Source organism: Stutzerimonas tianxiuensis, from assembly GCF_053470365.1.
This window is the reverse complement of sequence record NZ_JBPVWS010000001.1, coordinates 563736-576908: the sequence shown is the minus strand read 5'-3', so window position 1 is coordinate 576908 and position 13173 is coordinate 563736. Positions and strand designations below refer to the sequence as shown.

General features: G+C 62.4%; 14 protein-coding genes. 9 read left to right on the top strand and 5 right to left on the bottom strand.

Features of this window, described 5'->3' with window-relative positions; all coding sequences use genetic code 11:
* The first annotated feature begins 97 nt into the window (after nucleotides 1-97).
* The 4 genes from urtC (at nucleotide 98) to ACSSNI_RS02410 (ending at nucleotide 3893) form a co-directional block, all read left to right on the top strand.
* Entirely contained in the window at nucleotides 98-1177 is a 1080-nt protein-coding gene (urtC, locus tag ACSSNI_RS02425; protein WP_200639807.1) for an urea ABC transporter permease subunit UrtC, read from the top strand.
* Complete coding sequence (urtD, locus tag ACSSNI_RS02420) at nucleotides 1174-2019, top strand: urea ABC transporter ATP-binding protein UrtD (protein ID WP_200639808.1); 846 nt, start codon at nucleotides 1174-1176, stop codon at nucleotides 2017-2019. Before urtC ends, urtD begins: the two co-directional genes overlap by 4 nt.
* Before the next feature lie 198 nt (nucleotides 2020-2217).
* Complete coding sequence (urtE, locus tag ACSSNI_RS02415) at nucleotides 2218-2916, top strand: urea ABC transporter ATP-binding subunit UrtE (RefSeq protein WP_200639809.1); 699 nt, start codon at nucleotides 2218-2220, stop codon at nucleotides 2914-2916.
* 215 nt (nucleotides 2917-3131) lie between these two features.
* Entirely contained in the window at nucleotides 3132-3893 is a 762-nt protein-coding gene (locus ACSSNI_RS02410; RefSeq protein ID WP_200639810.1) for an SDR family oxidoreductase, read from the top strand.
* 292 nt (nucleotides 3894-4185) lie between these two features.
* Here the strand turns inward: ACSSNI_RS02410 and ACSSNI_RS02405 are convergent, their stop codons facing one another.
* Genes ACSSNI_RS02405 through ACSSNI_RS02385 form a run of 5 tightly spaced genes read right to left on the bottom strand, consistent with a single transcriptional unit; the run spans nucleotide 4186 to nucleotide 8701 of the window.
* Entirely contained in the window at nucleotides 4186-5331 is a 1146-nt protein-coding gene (locus tag ACSSNI_RS02405; RefSeq protein WP_102837427.1) for an ABC transporter substrate-binding protein, read from the bottom strand.
* A 24-nt stretch (nucleotides 5332-5355) separates the two neighbouring features.
* Nucleotides 5356-6063 carry an ABC transporter ATP-binding protein gene (locus ACSSNI_RS02400; RefSeq protein ID WP_102837428.1) on the bottom strand — a complete coding sequence of 236 codons (708 nt, stop codon included), beginning with the start codon at nucleotides 6061-6063 and terminating at the stop codon, nucleotides 5356-5358.
* The gene (locus ACSSNI_RS02395; protein WP_102837429.1) at nucleotides 6050-6817 is read right to left on the bottom strand and encodes an ABC transporter ATP-binding protein; all 768 of its coding nucleotides are present in this window, start codon (nucleotides 6815-6817) and stop codon (nucleotides 6050-6052) included. Before ACSSNI_RS02395 ends, ACSSNI_RS02400 begins: the two co-directional genes overlap by 14 nt.
* On the bottom strand, nucleotides 6810-7838 hold the full coding sequence (locus ACSSNI_RS02390; protein WP_200639811.1) for a branched-chain amino acid ABC transporter permease: 1029 nt from the start codon (nucleotides 7836-7838) through the stop codon (nucleotides 6810-6812). Before ACSSNI_RS02390 ends, ACSSNI_RS02395 begins: the two co-directional genes overlap by 8 nt.
* Complete coding sequence (locus ACSSNI_RS02385; RefSeq protein WP_073298949.1) at nucleotides 7838-8701, bottom strand: branched-chain amino acid ABC transporter permease; 864 nt, start codon at nucleotides 8699-8701, stop codon at nucleotides 7838-7840. The genes ACSSNI_RS02390 and ACSSNI_RS02385 overlap by 1 nt, the downstream gene beginning before the upstream one ends.
* A 486-nt stretch (nucleotides 8702-9187) precedes the next feature.
* Between ACSSNI_RS02385 and ACSSNI_RS02380 the strand changes: the two genes are divergently transcribed.
* From ACSSNI_RS02380 to ureC, 5 genes are all read left to right on the top strand, one after another.
* Complete coding sequence (locus ACSSNI_RS02380) at nucleotides 9188-10021, top strand: urease accessory protein UreD (RefSeq protein WP_200639812.1); 834 nt, start codon at nucleotides 9188-9190, stop codon at nucleotides 10019-10021.
* A gap of 139 nt (nucleotides 10022-10160) precedes the next feature.
* Nucleotides 10161-10463: an urease subunit gamma gene (gene ureA / locus ACSSNI_RS02375; protein WP_200639813.1), complete on the top strand. Its 303-nt coding sequence runs from the start codon at nucleotides 10161-10163 to the stop codon at nucleotides 10461-10463.
* 55 nt (nucleotides 10464-10518) lie between these two features.
* Nucleotides 10519-11028, top strand: coding sequence for a GNAT family N-acetyltransferase (locus tag ACSSNI_RS02370; RefSeq protein WP_200639814.1), 510 nt, complete (start codon nucleotides 10519-10521; stop codon nucleotides 11026-11028).
* Nucleotides 11025-11330 (top strand): urease subunit beta, encoded by a 306-nt coding sequence (locus ACSSNI_RS02365; RefSeq protein WP_200639815.1) that lies wholly within the window; start codon nucleotides 11025-11027, stop codon nucleotides 11328-11330. Before ACSSNI_RS02370 ends, ACSSNI_RS02365 begins: the two co-directional genes overlap by 4 nt.
* Before the next feature lie 116 nt (nucleotides 11331-11446).
* Nucleotides 11447-13147 (top strand): urease subunit alpha, encoded by a 1701-nt coding sequence (gene ureC / locus ACSSNI_RS02360; protein WP_200639816.1) that lies wholly within the window; start codon nucleotides 11447-11449, stop codon nucleotides 13145-13147.
* Nucleotides 13148-13173: the final 26 nt, after the last annotated feature.

Sequence of the window (13173 nt, the reverse complement as noted above, 5' to 3'; positions counted from 1 at the left end):
TCCACGGCGTTACGCCACGCCTTGCATGCGTATCGGCTTGCGTGCAGGTACCAACCCTTTGTTCGCGAGCAAGCTCGCTCCTACAGGAGAGCTGCGCATGAACCAGCCACTCACCGTCACAGCCGCGCAGAAAGCCGGCCCGACACTCACAGTCGTTGCCCTCGGCTTGGTGCTGGTCATCCTGCTGGCGATGCCGCTGCTGCACCTGCTCCCCGCAGACAACGCCTTCCATGTCTCGGCCTACACCCTGACGCTGGTGGGCAAGATCCTCTGCTACGCCATCGTCGCCCTGGCGCTGGATCTGGTCTGGGGTTACGCCGGCCTGCTGTCCCTCGGCCACGGTCTGTTCTTTGCCCTCGGTGGCTACGCCATGGGCATGTACCTGATGCTTGAAAGCGCAGGCGACGGCTTGCCCGCATTCATGAGCTTTCTCGCCTGGACCGAGTTGCCTTGGTACTGGTACGGCACTTCCAGCTTTCTCTGGGCGATGTGTCTGGTGGTGCTAGCGCCGGGGCTGCTGGCCTTCGTGTTCGGCTTCTTTGCCTTCCGTTCGCGGATCAAAGGCGTGTACTTCTCGATCATGACGCAGGCGCTGACCTTCGCCGGCATGCTGTTGTTCTTCCGTAACGAAACCGGCTTCGGCGGTAACAACGGTTTCACCGGATTCACCCGCATCCTCGGCTTCGACATCACCGCACCGGCCACCCGTGCAGCGCTGTTTCTGGCGACGGTATTGCTGCTGACCGGCAGCCTGCTGCTGGGCTGGCAGCTGGCGCGCAGCAAGTTTGGCCGGGTGCTGACGGCCCTGCGTGATGCGGAGAACCGGCTGATGTTCTGCGGCTACGATCCGCGCGGCTACAAGTTGTTTATCTGGACCCTTTCGGCAGTGCTTTGCGGGTTGGCCGGTGCGCTCTACGTGCCGCAGGTGGGCATCATCAACCCCAGCGAAATGGCACCGACACAATCCATCGAAGCCGCCGTCTGGGTTGCCCTCGGCGGGCGCGGCACGCTGATCGGCCCGCTGCTGGGGGCTGGCATCGTCAACGGCATGAAGAGCTGGTTCACCGTGGCCTTCCCCGAATATTGGCTGTTCGCTCTCGGTGCGCTGTTCATCGTTGTCACCCTGTACCTGCCGAAAGGCGTCATCGGATTGCTGCGCCGGAGGGGCGAACAATGAAAACCGCACCCGTACCCGAACTGATCGAACCAACAGATACACTCGGCAGCGGCCGCGACGCCATCGGCCTTGGCCGGGTGAAGACCAAAGGTCTGGATGCCCGTCACGGCACCATCCTCAGCCTCGAAGACATCAACGTCAGCTTCGACGGTTTCAAGGCGCTGACCAACCTCAGCCTCTACATTGGCGTCGGCGAACTGCGCTGCATCATCGGCCCCAACGGCGCCGGCAAAACCACCATGATGGATGTCATCACCGGCAAGACCCGACCCGACAGCGGCACCGCTTTCTTCGGCGACACCCTCGACCTGACGCGCATGAGTGAAGTCGAGATTGCCCAGTCCGGCATCGGCCGCAAATTCCAGAAACCCACGGTGTTCGAGGCACTCAGCGTGTTCGAGAACCTCGAGCTGGCGCAGAAGACCGACAAATCGGTGTGGGCCAGCTTAAAAGCCAAGCTCAACGGCGAACAGCGCGACCGCATCGACGAAGTGCTCGCCACCATTCGCCTGAATACGTCGCGTAATCGCCCGGCCGGGCTGCTGTCCCACGGCCAGAAGCAGTTTCTGGAAATCGGCATGCTCTTGATGCAGGACCCGCAACTGCTGCTGCTCGACGAACCCGTCGCCGGCATGACCGACGCCGAAACCGAGTTCACCGCTGAGCTGTTCAAAAGCCTGGCGCGCAAGCACTCGCTGATGGTGGTCGAGCATGACATGGGCTTCGTCGACACCATCGCCGATCACGTGACCGTGCTGCACCAGGGCCAGGTGCTGGCCGAAGGCTCGCTACAGACCGTGCAAAACGATGAGCGGGTGATCGAGGTGTATCTGGGGCGGTGAATGCTTCGGCGCCGTTCGTCCATCGAGGCCGCATGAAGGTGGATGGGTGAAGCGTCATCCACCCTACGCCCGCCGAATGTAGGGTGGAAAACGGCGAAGCCTTTTCCACGCGTACCCGGTAGGCCATCCGCATCATCGCAAGCTAATCGTAGGGTGGATAACGCCAGAGGCTTATCCACCAAAGTGAGGGAGTCGCACATGCTGCAAGTCCAGCAACTGCATCAGTACTACGGCGGTAGCCACATCCTGCGCGGCCTGTCATTCGACGCCAGGATCGGCGAAGTCACCTGCCTGCTCGGGCGCAACGGCGTAGGCAAGACCACGCTGCTGAAATGCCTGATGGGCCTGATCCCAGCCAAGGAAGGCGCGGTGACCTGGGAAGGCAAGCCGATCACCGGCTTCAAACCGCACCAGCGCGTGCACGCCGGGATTGCCTACGTGCCCCAGGGGCGCGAAATCTTTGGCCGGCTGACCGTCGAAGAGAACCTGCTGATGGGCCTGTCCCGCTTCAACGCCAAGGAAGCCAAGGAAGTACCCGAGTTCATCTACGAGCTGTTTCCGGTACTCAAGGAAATGAAGCACCGCCGCGGCGGCGACCTGTCCGGCGGCCAACAACAACAATTGGCCATCGGCCGCGCATTGGCGAGCAAGCCGCGCCTCTTGATCCTCGACGAACCCACCGAAGGCATCCAGCCTTCTGTGATCAAGGAAATCGGCGCGGTGATCAAGAAACTCGCCGCCCGTGGCGACATGGCGATTCTGCTGGTGGAGCAGTTCTACGACTTCGCCGCCGAGCTGGCCGACCAGTACCTGGTGATGAGCCGCGGCGAGATCATCCAGCAAGGCCGCGGCGAAACCATGGAGGCCGAGGGCGTGCGGGGACTGGTAGCGATATAGCGCTCAAGCCGTTCTGATTCGGCAGCCACCCGCTGGCGGAATTCTGGCCGCACTCAGACAGCGGCGAGCTTATCCGCCCGCTTTAGCCTATCAACATCCTTAGCCGACCGGCCCCAGCCGTCCGAGGGCAACAGCCTGCTGATCTTCGCCGCCTGACGCAGTAAGCTCCCTGAGTCGGCCGCATACGGCCTGCCTAACAGACAAGAGGTCCCTGCATGAACAACGTGGTTTTCATCACGGGTGCAACATCCGGCTTCGGCCGAGCCACTGCCCGCCGCTTTGCCGAGGCCGGCTGGGCGCTCGTCCTGACCGGGCGCCGCCAGGAGCGACTCGAAGCGCTGCAACAAGAACTGTCGGCCAAGGTCCCGGTGCACATCGCCACGCTCGACGTACGTGACGCCGAGGCGGTGAAGCAGGTGGTTGCCGAGCTGCCCGCAGGCTTCCGCGAGGTCAAGGCATTGATCAACAACGCAGGCCTGGCGCTCGCCCCGGAGCCGGCGCAGAAGGTCGACCTGCGCGACTGGCACACCATGATCGATACCAACGTTACGGGGCTGGTCAACGTCACCCACGCGCTCCTGCCGTGCCTGATCGAGACAGGCAAAGGCGCAAGCATCATCAGCATCGGCTCGGTTGCCGGCCACTGGCCGTATCCGGGCGGCCACGTCTACGGCGCCACCAAGGCATTCGTTGAGCAGTTCAGCTACAACCTGCGCTGCGACCTGCTGGGCACGGGCGTTCGGGTCACCGACATTGCCCCCGGCATGGCCGAAACCGAATTCACCCTGGTCCGCACCAAGGGCAACCAGGACGCTTCCGACAAGCTCTACCGCGGCACCACTCCGCTGACCGCCGAGGACATCGCCGAGCAGATCTTCTACGTCGCGACCCTGCCGGACCACATCAACATCAACCGCCTCGAAGTGATGCCCACCCGGCAGGCGTGGTCCCCGTTCAACATCGATCGGGACCAGTAAAGTCGGCATCGAGGGATGCATGAGCTTCGCCTCCAGGCTAAGCGCCTCATAAAGGCGAACGCATGCGTCCCATTTTCGGTGATGCCTCAGTTCGAGTGCTGCATCAGGCATCACGACGACAGAAAAGCTGTGCGGTCAATGCAGGCGGATGGGCCAACTCGGTCTTGGAAGCGAGCCAGCTGTCAGGGGAAGCGGACCAAGACCGGTCGCCCTGCAGGGCGCGAAGAGAATCCAGAGTAACTGCAGAAGCCTGTCACCGAAACGGCCCAAGAGGGCCGTTTGGCTGTGGAGTTTACTCGATCTCCTTGCGAACGATCTTGCCTCCCTCCACCACGGCCATGGTCGTCGGCGTAATGAAACCACCGTTTTCGGTCATGCCCTGCACGGAGTAAAGGTTGAACTTTGGATCCATGCTCTTGAGCGCTTCACCCATCTTTGCCCTGACCTGCTGCGGCTCGGTACTGCCAGCCAGTTCCATGGCCTTGGCCAGTGCGTGGAAGGCCAGGTAGTTGTAGGCGGCTTCGGAGCCGGGCACTTTGCCATGCGCTTTTTTGTACCGCTCGACGAAGGCCTTCGCCTCCTCACCGTCGTATTCGGACAGCGGCACTACACCAATCGCGCCTTCCAGCAGTTCCAGCCCGCCCGTGACGGCGGCGATCTCATCCAGTTTGGCCTGATCCATGACGATAAAGCCGCCCTGGAAGCCCATCTGACGCGCCTGCTGCATGACCAGCCCGGTGGGCTCCGAGGCGCCGCCAACAAACATCACGTCCGGGTTCGACGCGATCACTCGGCTCACACCGGTATAGAAATCGGCCGACTTGTTGTAGTCCATGGGATTGCTTTCGACGATCTCGCCGCCCTTCTGCTCCCAGGCTTTGGTGATCATGTCGGTCCAGATTTTCGCGTACTCGTGCGTCGCGCCGGCAATGCCGAGTTTCTTGCCGTTATGCTCGAGCGCGTAGTCAGAAAAGGCATCGACATAGCCGGTGAATTCCGGCGGGATACGCACGGTCAGCGGATTGCCCTGCTCGGTCACCGACGGCACGCTGGTGTAGGCCATGATCAGGAAGTCATCGGCGACGTTGAAATCCTGCAGCGCGAACACGCCGCCGGTATGCGGAACGAAAACCGCCGCTGCATTCGATTCCTTCACCAGCCGCTTGGCGTTGGTCGCGGCCTGGCTCGGCGAGTACTTGTCATCGAGGCTGATGAGGTTGACCTTGTAGGTTTCGTCACCAACCTTGATGCCGCCCGCCTCGTTGGTGTCCTCGACTGCCATGCGCAAGCCCGACAGGGTGTTCTCGCCATAGAGTGCAGCGCCGCCGCTGAGCGGGCCGGTAAAACCAATGTTGAGCGTCTGCTCCGCATATACACCGCTGGCCTGGGCTGCGGTCAAGGTGGCAATCGCCAGTCCAAGCGCTTTGAGCGTTTTCATTGTTGTCTCCTTGGTCATGACTGATCAGGCGCCGATGTAGGCTTTGCGCACGGCTTCGTTACCCAGCATGGCCTGCTGGTCACCTTCCATCACCAGGCTGCCGCCCTCGATGACGTAGGCGCGGTGGGCGATCTTCAATGCTGCGAAGGCATTCTGTTCGGCCAGCAGCACGCTGGTGCCGGACTTGTTGATGCGGGAAATCACCTCGAACATCTGGTTGACCACCAGCGGCGCCAGCCCGAGCGAGGGCTCGTCGAGCATCAGCAGCCTTGGTCGGCTCATCAGCGCGCGCCCGATGGCGACCATTTGCTGCTGACCACCGCTGAGCGAGCCGGCGGGCTGGTTGCGTTTGTCGTGAAGAATCGGGAACAGGTCCAACACCTCCTGCAGGTTGCGCTTGTTGCCCGCGCTGTCACGGCGGTGCAGGTAGGCGCCGAGCGCAAGGTTTTGCGCCACCGACATCTGCGGGAACAGCTTGCGCCCCTCCGGGCAATGCACCACGCCGGCGGCGACCAATGCGGAAGGCTTGAGACCGTCAATGCGCTTGCCTTCCAGCGTGATGCTGCCGGCGGTCGGTTTGAGCAGCCCGCTGATGGTGTTGAACAAGGTGGTCTTGCCCGCGCCATTGGCGCCGAGCAAGACCACCAGCTCGCCGACGCCCACCGTCATTGAGACCTCGGTGAGCGCCTTGAAGCTGCCGTAGCAGACATCGACCCGATCAAGCTGCAGCATCGTAGTCACTCCCCAGGTAGGCTTCGATGACGGCCGGGTTCGCCTTGATCTCGGCGGGCGTACCCTCGGCGATCTTCTCGCCGTAGTTGAGCACCATGATCTTGTCCGCCAGCCCCATGATCATGTCCATCTTGTGTTCGATCAGGCACACGGTCAGGCCGTGCTCGGCCATCTTACGAATCAACAGCGTAAGGCCTTCGGTTTCCTCCGGGTTGACGCCCGCCGCCGGCTCATCGAGCAGCACCAGCTTCGGCTCGGTGGCCAACGCCAGGGCAAAGGCGACGCGCTTGCGTTCTTCCTGAGAGATATCCAGCACCACCCGATTTTCCAGATGCGCCAGACCAACGAAGTCCAGCGCGGCGCGGGCCTTCTCGCGGCATTCACGCTCCTCGCGCTGCAGACGCTTGGAGTTGATCAGCACATCCCACAGGCCCGAATGGGTGCGCAAACGGTGGCCGACGATGAGGTTGTCGAGCACCGTGGCCTGCTCGAACAGGTGCGTGGTCTGGAAGGTACGGCCGACACCGAGCCGGGCGACATGGTCGCAGCGCATCCGCGACACGTCATGCCCGTCAATGAGGATGCGTCCCGAGCTGGGCTTGTGTACGCCGGAAATCAGGTTGAAGAAGGTGCTCTTGCCGGCGCCGTTGGGGCCGATGATGGCGTTGATCTTGCGCGCTTCGAACTCAATGCTGACATCGTGCACTGCCGCGAGGCCGCCGAACATCTTCGTTAGGTTTTCGACCTTAAGCATTGTTGTTCACCTCGCTGCCTGGGGTGACTTTGCTAGTGGCTTTTGGGTCTTGAGCCCTCGCCGCTTCCGTGTCCTTACGCAGTTTCCAGCCGAGGAAAGTGCCGGTGACACCACGCGGCATGAAGATCACCAGCACCACGATCAGCGGGCCGAAGATGATCATCCGGTAGTCCTCGAGGAACTGCAGCGACTGGGTGATCCAGACCACTCCAACAGTACCGACCAGCGGTCCGAACAGGGTGCCGAAGCCGCCGACCAGCAGGTAGGTGATCATGTCGAAGGTATGGTTCGGGTTGGCCTCCTCCGGACCGATGAAGCGAATCATCGAGGCATAGAGCGCTCCGGCGATACCGGCGTAGGTAGTAGAGAGCACGAAGGCCAGCAGTTTGTTGCGCATCAGATCGATGCCCAGCGATTGGGCGAGCGCATCGCCGTTGCGGATCGCCATAAAGGTGCGCCCCAGCAGGGAGCGCGCCAGGCGACCCGCGAACCAGATCGCCAACAGCAGAAACAACAGCGCCAGGTAGTAGAACGGCACCGTCTGGCTGAAGTCCACCAGCCCGAAGCCGTCCGGCGCCGCGATGCTACGGATGCCAATGGCGCCGTGGGTCAGCTCCTCCCACTTGTCGATCAACAGGTAGATGATGAAGCCGACGCACAGCGTGAAGATGGCGAAGAAGTGCTCCTTCAAACGCAGCGAGACGATGCCGACCAGCGCGCCGACGGCGGCCGAAACCAGCGCCGCCGCCACGAATGCCGGCCAGAAATTCCAGCCATGGTCAGCGGTGAGGATGGCCAGCGCATAGGCGCCGATGGCGAAGAAGCCGCCGTGGGCCAGGTTCAGTTGGCCGCAGTAGCCGGTGATGATGTTCAGGCCGTACACCGCAATGGCCCAGATAAAGGCGCTGGCCATAACGTAGACCTGGTACTCGCTTTTGGCGAACAGTGGGAACGCAAGGGCCAAAGCCAGCAGGACCAGCTTGCAGCCGCGACCAGTCAGTAACGAGGCGAACCGATGCATCAGTGAGCCCCCTTGGCGAACAGCCCGGTCGGGCGGAAGGACAGGATCACCACCAGCAACGAGAAGGCGATGATGTCCTTGTAATCCGAAGACAGGTAGAAGCCGCCGAAGCTCTCGGCAAAGCCGAGGATCATTGCCCCGATGATGGCGCCGGGAATGCTGCCCATGCCGCCGAGCACGATGATGACGAAGGCCTTCATGATCACCAAATGCCCCATCGCCGGGTACACCAGGTTGATCGGCGCATAGAGTGTGGCGGCAAAAGCGGCGAGCATGCCGGAGATGGCGAAGGTCAGCATCGCCACGCGGTTGGAGTCGATGCCGACGAGGAAGGCACCTTCACGGCTCTGCGCCATGGCGATGATGGTCGAGCCCAGCATCGTCTTGCGCAGGAACAGGTGCAGCGCCAGCATCAGGGTAAAGGCGCCGACGATGATCAACAGGCGCTGCTCGGGAATGATCAGCCCGTCGAAATTGAGGATGCCAGCATAGGGCGAGGCCATGCGGCGGAAGTCCGACCCCCAGAACATCTGCACCACCGCTTCGAGAAACAGCAGGATGCCGATGGCGGCGATCTTGTCGTGGATTGGCGGGGCATTGCGCAGCGGGTGAAACACCAACCGCTCGCAGAGCACCGCCAGCGCGGCCACCACCAGACCGGACAGCAGCATGGCGATCCAGTAATGCAGGCCCAGATCGGTCATGAAGAAGAACGACGCGAAGGCCCCCACCATGTAGAGCGCGCCATGGGCGAAGTTGGGAATGTGCAGGATGCCGTAGACGAGCGTCAGACCAAGGGCGACAAGCCCGTAGATGCTGCCCAGGGTCAAGCCGTTGAGCACTTGCTGGAACAATAGATTCAATGCGGCGTCTCCGGGGATCTTGTTTTTATGGGTGCCACCGAGCGATTACCGTGTGCCGCGAGACAAGCGGGTCGAACGCTCGACCGCCGCTGGGCATCGGAACTGCGCCTGACTGACATTGGCACTCGCTTGCACCCTCGTCAAACGAGCCGCTTGGAAGAGATAAAGGCCCATAAAGCAGCGTGATGCTGGCAACAATCTGTTTCAGCGACTCTCCAGCCTGTGCAGAGCGAGCCTTAATGCATAACGGGTCAAATCAAGCGGAACGCGCCATTAGGACGCTGGGTCATTCGCACCAAATTGGTTCGCTATGGATGTTGTGGCTTTACGATGCACCAATCAGGGGCGTCAGCGGCCGATAGCCGAGCCGCATGGACCGGTTCATTTATCGCCTTACCACCCCGCGAGCCCGTTCAGCGCACCGCCATGGCGCGGGAGGCATGACAATTGCTCGACGTCAGTCATCAATATGCTGACTTGCGACTCATGACTGCCCTTACCCCGTTGTTCACGCCTCATTGGAATGCCGAACTCGAACTGGCCTACGCCCGCTTCGATGAATCGACACGACCGGTGTTGCGCCGCCACAGCGGGCCGCTGAGAGTGCAGAAGCACCTCTATCCCGAAGGGCCGGAAGTCTGTCAGCACATCATCGTGCACCCGCCGGGCGGGATTGCAGGCGGCGACCGACTGGATATCAGCGCCTCGGTCGGCAGCGGAGCCTGGGCACAGCTGACCAGCCCTGGCGCGGCGAAGTGGTACCGCGCTGGCGGCCCGGCGTTCCAGAACGTGCAATTGCGCGTCGAGGCCGGCGCGACGCTGGAATGGCTGCCGCAGGAAACCATCGTCTATTCGGCAGCACAGGCCGAGCTCACCACGACCATCGAACTGGAGGGCAACGCTCGGTTGTTCTATTGGGACATCATTGCGCTGGGCCGACCGGCCAGTGGCGAGCGCTTCGATGCGGGCCACTTTCAGGCACAGCTGAATATCCGCCGCGACGGTGGCCTGCTCTGGCACGAACGCCAGCGTGTGGTGGGCAACGATGGCTTGCTGGATTCGCCAATCGGTCTCGATGGTCAGCCGGTGTTTGCGACCATGATCGTCAGCGGCGAGATCGATGCCGATCTGATGGAGCGCTGCCGTGAATTGCCCGGCCGCGTGCGCGGCGACCTCACGCAATTGCCCGGCTTGGTAGTAGCGCGCTGCCTCTGCGACGAAGCGCTGCATGCGCGCGCCTGGTTGATCGATTTATGGCGGCTATTGCGCCCCGAACTGCTGGGCCGCGAGGCGGTAGCGCCACGAATCTGGAGTACGTGAATGAGCGGTGGGCAAGGCTGCGCCGTTGCCCACCCAACCCTGGCGCGCCTGCGTGCGCTGCCCTGGATAACGCTGCGTGGTCTGCCGCCACGAGCCGGTGGATGTGAACAGTGACACCCACCCCACGACTGGAGCTGTTATGGATTTGTCGCCAAGAGAAAAAGACAAGATGCTGATCTTCACCGCCGGACTGGTGGCTGAGCGCCGTCTCGCCCGCGGGTTGAAGCTCAACTACCCGGAAACCATGGCCTACATTTCCGCCGCCCTGCTAGAAGGTGCCCGCGACGGCCAGACGGTCGCCGAGCTGATGCACTTCGGCACCACCCTGCTAAGCCGCGAGCAGGTGATGGAAGGCGTGCCGGAAATGATTCCGGAGATCCAGGTCGAAGCGACCTTTCCGGACGGCACCAAGCTGGTCACGGTGCACCAACCTATTCCCTGAAACGCGGGTCAATGTCTACTGCAGCCGAATTGAACCGTTACGGAAGGAACTCAACGTGCAGATACGTGACGCCCTGGATACCGACCTCGCAGGCATCCTAGAAATCTACAACGACGCGGTGCAGAACAGCACGGCGATCTGGAACGACAAGGTCGTCGACCTCGATAACCGCCGCACCTGGCTGGCCGAGCGCCACGAACAGGGCTACCCGGTGCTGGTCGCGATTGACGATCAAGGACAGGTGGCTGGCTATGCCTCCTTCGGCCCCTGGCGCCCGCACGACGGTTTCCGCCACACCGTGGAGAATTCCGTCTACGTGCGCCCCGGCCAACGCGGTGGCGGCGTGGGCCGCAGCCTGATGCAGGCGCTGATCAAGCGCGCCCGCGAGATGCACAAGCACGTGATGATCGCGGCCATCGAGAGCGAGAACCGCGCGTCCATCCACATGCATCAGCAGCTTGGTTTCATCCACGCGGCCCAGATGCGCCAGGTGGGCTGCAAGTTCGGCCGCTGGCTGGACCTGACCATGATGCAACTGACCCTGAACAGGACGTCCCAGCCATGATTCCTGGCGAATACCAGATTCAGGACGGCGAGATCGAGCTCAACGCCGGTCGCCGCACCTTGACGCTCAACGTGGCCAACAGTGGCGACCGGCCGATTCAGGTCGGCTCGCACTATCACTTCTTCGAAACCAACGACGCGCTCGCCTTCGACCGGGCTGCCCCTCGCGGCATGCGCCTGAATATTCCAGCTGGAACTGCAGTGCGTTTCGAGCCGGGGCAGAGCCGTGAGGTGGAGCTGGTCGAGCTGGCCGGTGATCGGCGGGTGTTTGGCTTTGCCGGGCGGGTGATGGGCGCGCTCTGATTACAGATTCGCAGGGTGGATGGCCACCCCGTGGAAAACGCCGAAGGCTTTTCCACCACCCAGATTGCTGGTGGACAAGCTTCGCGTTGTCCACCCTACGGACAGGATGAGATTCAATGAAGATTTCCCGCCAAGCCTACGCCGACATGTTCGGCCCCACCGTCGGCGACAAGGTGCGCCTGGCCGACACCGACCTGTGGATCGAGGTCGAGAAGGATTTCACCACCTACGGCGAGGAAGTGAAGTTCGGCGGCGGCAAGGTGATCCGCGATGGCATGGGCCAGGGCCAGCTGTGCGCTGCGGATGTCGTCGATACGCTGATCACCAACGCGCTGATCCTCGACCACTGGGGCATCGTCAAGGCTGACGTGGGTTTGAAGGATGGCCGCATCGCTGCCATCGGCAAGGCGGGTAACCCGGACATTCAGCCCGACGTGACCATCGCCATCGGCGCGGCGACGGAAGTCATCGCCGGCGAAGGGATGATCCTCACCGCAGGCGGCATCGACTCGCATATCCACTTCATCTGCCCACAGCAGATCGAAGAGGCGCTGATGAGCGGCGTCACCACCATGATCGGTGGCGGCACGGGACCAGCCACCGGCACCAACGCCACCACGGTGACCCCCGGCCCCTGGCACATGGCGATGATGCTCAAGGCCGCTGACGCCTTCCCGATGAACATTGGCTTCACCGGCAAGGGCAACGCCTCACTGCCCGAACCGCTGATCGAGCAGGTCAAGGCCGGCGCCATCGGGCTGAAGCTGCATGAAGACTGGGGCACCACCCCGGCGGCCATCGACAACTGCCTGAACGTGGCAGACCAGTACGACGTGCAGGTGGCGATCCACACCGACACGCTGAACGAATCCGGTTTTGTCGAAACGACACTGGGCGCGTTCAAGGGCCGCACCATCCACACCTACCACACCGAGGGTGCCGGTGGCGGTCATGCGCCGGACATCATCAAGGCCTGCGGCTTGCCCAACGTGCTGCCCAGCTCGACCAACCCGACCCGGCCGTTCACCAAGAACACCATCGATGAGCACCTGGACATGCTCATGGTCTGCCACCACCTGGACCCGAGCATCGCCGAGGACGTGGCGTTTGCCGAATCCCGCATTCGCCGCGAGACCATCGCCGCCGAAGACATCCTCCACGACTTGGGTGCGTTCAGCATGATCAGCTCCGACAGTCAGGCCATGGGCCGCGTCGGCGAGGTGATCACCCGCACCTGGCAGACCGCCGACAAGATGAAAAAGCAGCGCGGCGCCCTGCCCGGCGACGGCGCGGGCAACGACAATTTCCGCGCCAAGCGCTACATCGCCAAGTACACCATCAACCCGGCGATCACCCACGGCGTAAGTCACCAAGTGGGCTCCATCGAAGTGGGCAAGTGGGCCGATCTGGTGCTCTGGCGCCCGGCCTTCTTCGGCGTCAAACCGACGCTGATCCTCAAAGGCGGTGCCATCGCCGCGAGCCTGATGGGCGACGCCAACGCTTCGATTCCGACCCCGCAGCCGGTGCACTACCGGCCGATGTTCGCCAGCTACGGCGGTTCGCTGCATGCGTCGAGTTTCACCTTTATCAGCCAGGCCGCGTTCGAGGCTGGCGTGCCTGAGCAACTGGGGCTGAAGAAGAAGATTGGCGTGGTGAAAGGCTGCCGCTCGGTGCAGAAGAAAGACCTGATCCACAACGACTACACGCCGGATATCCAGGTCGACCCGCAGAACTATCAGGTTCGCGCCGACGGCCAGCTGCTCTGGTGCGAACCGGCCGAAGTACTGCCAATGGCGCAGCGGTATTTTCTGTTCTGACCGCGTTGGAAACCCGGCGCGACTCA

Bases quoted from the DNA above. Each gene is read 5' to 3' on its own strand.
- urtC (WP_200639807.1), top strand. From the start codon at position 98: ATGAACCAGCCACTCACCGTCACAGCCGCGCAGAAAGCCGGCCCGACA.
- urtD (WP_200639808.1), top strand. From the start codon at position 1,174: ATGAAAACCGCACCCGTACCCGAACTGATCGAACCAACAGATACACTC.
- urtE (WP_200639809.1), top strand. From the start codon at position 2,218: ATGCTGCAAGTCCAGCAACTGCATCAGTACTACGGCGGTAGCCACATC.
- ACSSNI_RS02410 (WP_200639810.1), top strand. From the start codon at position 3,132: ATGAACAACGTGGTTTTCATCACGGGTGCAACATCCGGCTTCGGCCGA.
- ACSSNI_RS02405 (WP_102837427.1), bottom strand. From the start codon at position 5,331: ATGAAAACGCTCAAAGCGCTTGGACTGGCGATTGCCACCTTGACCGCA.
- ACSSNI_RS02400 (WP_102837428.1), bottom strand. From the start codon at position 6,063: ATGCTGCAGCTTGATCGGGTCGATGTCTGCTACGGCAGCTTCAAGGCG.
- ACSSNI_RS02395 (WP_102837429.1), bottom strand. From the start codon at position 6,817: ATGCTTAAGGTCGAAAACCTAACGAAGATGTTCGGCGGCCTCGCGGCA.
- ACSSNI_RS02390 (WP_200639811.1), bottom strand. From the start codon at position 7,838: ATGCATCGGTTCGCCTCGTTACTGACTGGTCGCGGCTGCAAGCTGGTC.
- ACSSNI_RS02380 (WP_200639812.1), top strand. From the start codon at position 9,188: ATGACTGCCCTTACCCCGTTGTTCACGCCTCATTGGAATGCCGAACTC.
- ureA (WP_200639813.1), top strand. From the start codon at position 10,161: ATGGATTTGTCGCCAAGAGAAAAAGACAAGATGCTGATCTTCACCGCC.
- ACSSNI_RS02365 (WP_200639815.1), top strand. From the start codon at position 11,025: ATGATTCCTGGCGAATACCAGATTCAGGACGGCGAGATCGAGCTCAAC.
- ureC (WP_200639816.1), top strand. From the start codon at position 11,447: ATGAAGATTTCCCGCCAAGCCTACGCCGACATGTTCGGCCCCACCGTC.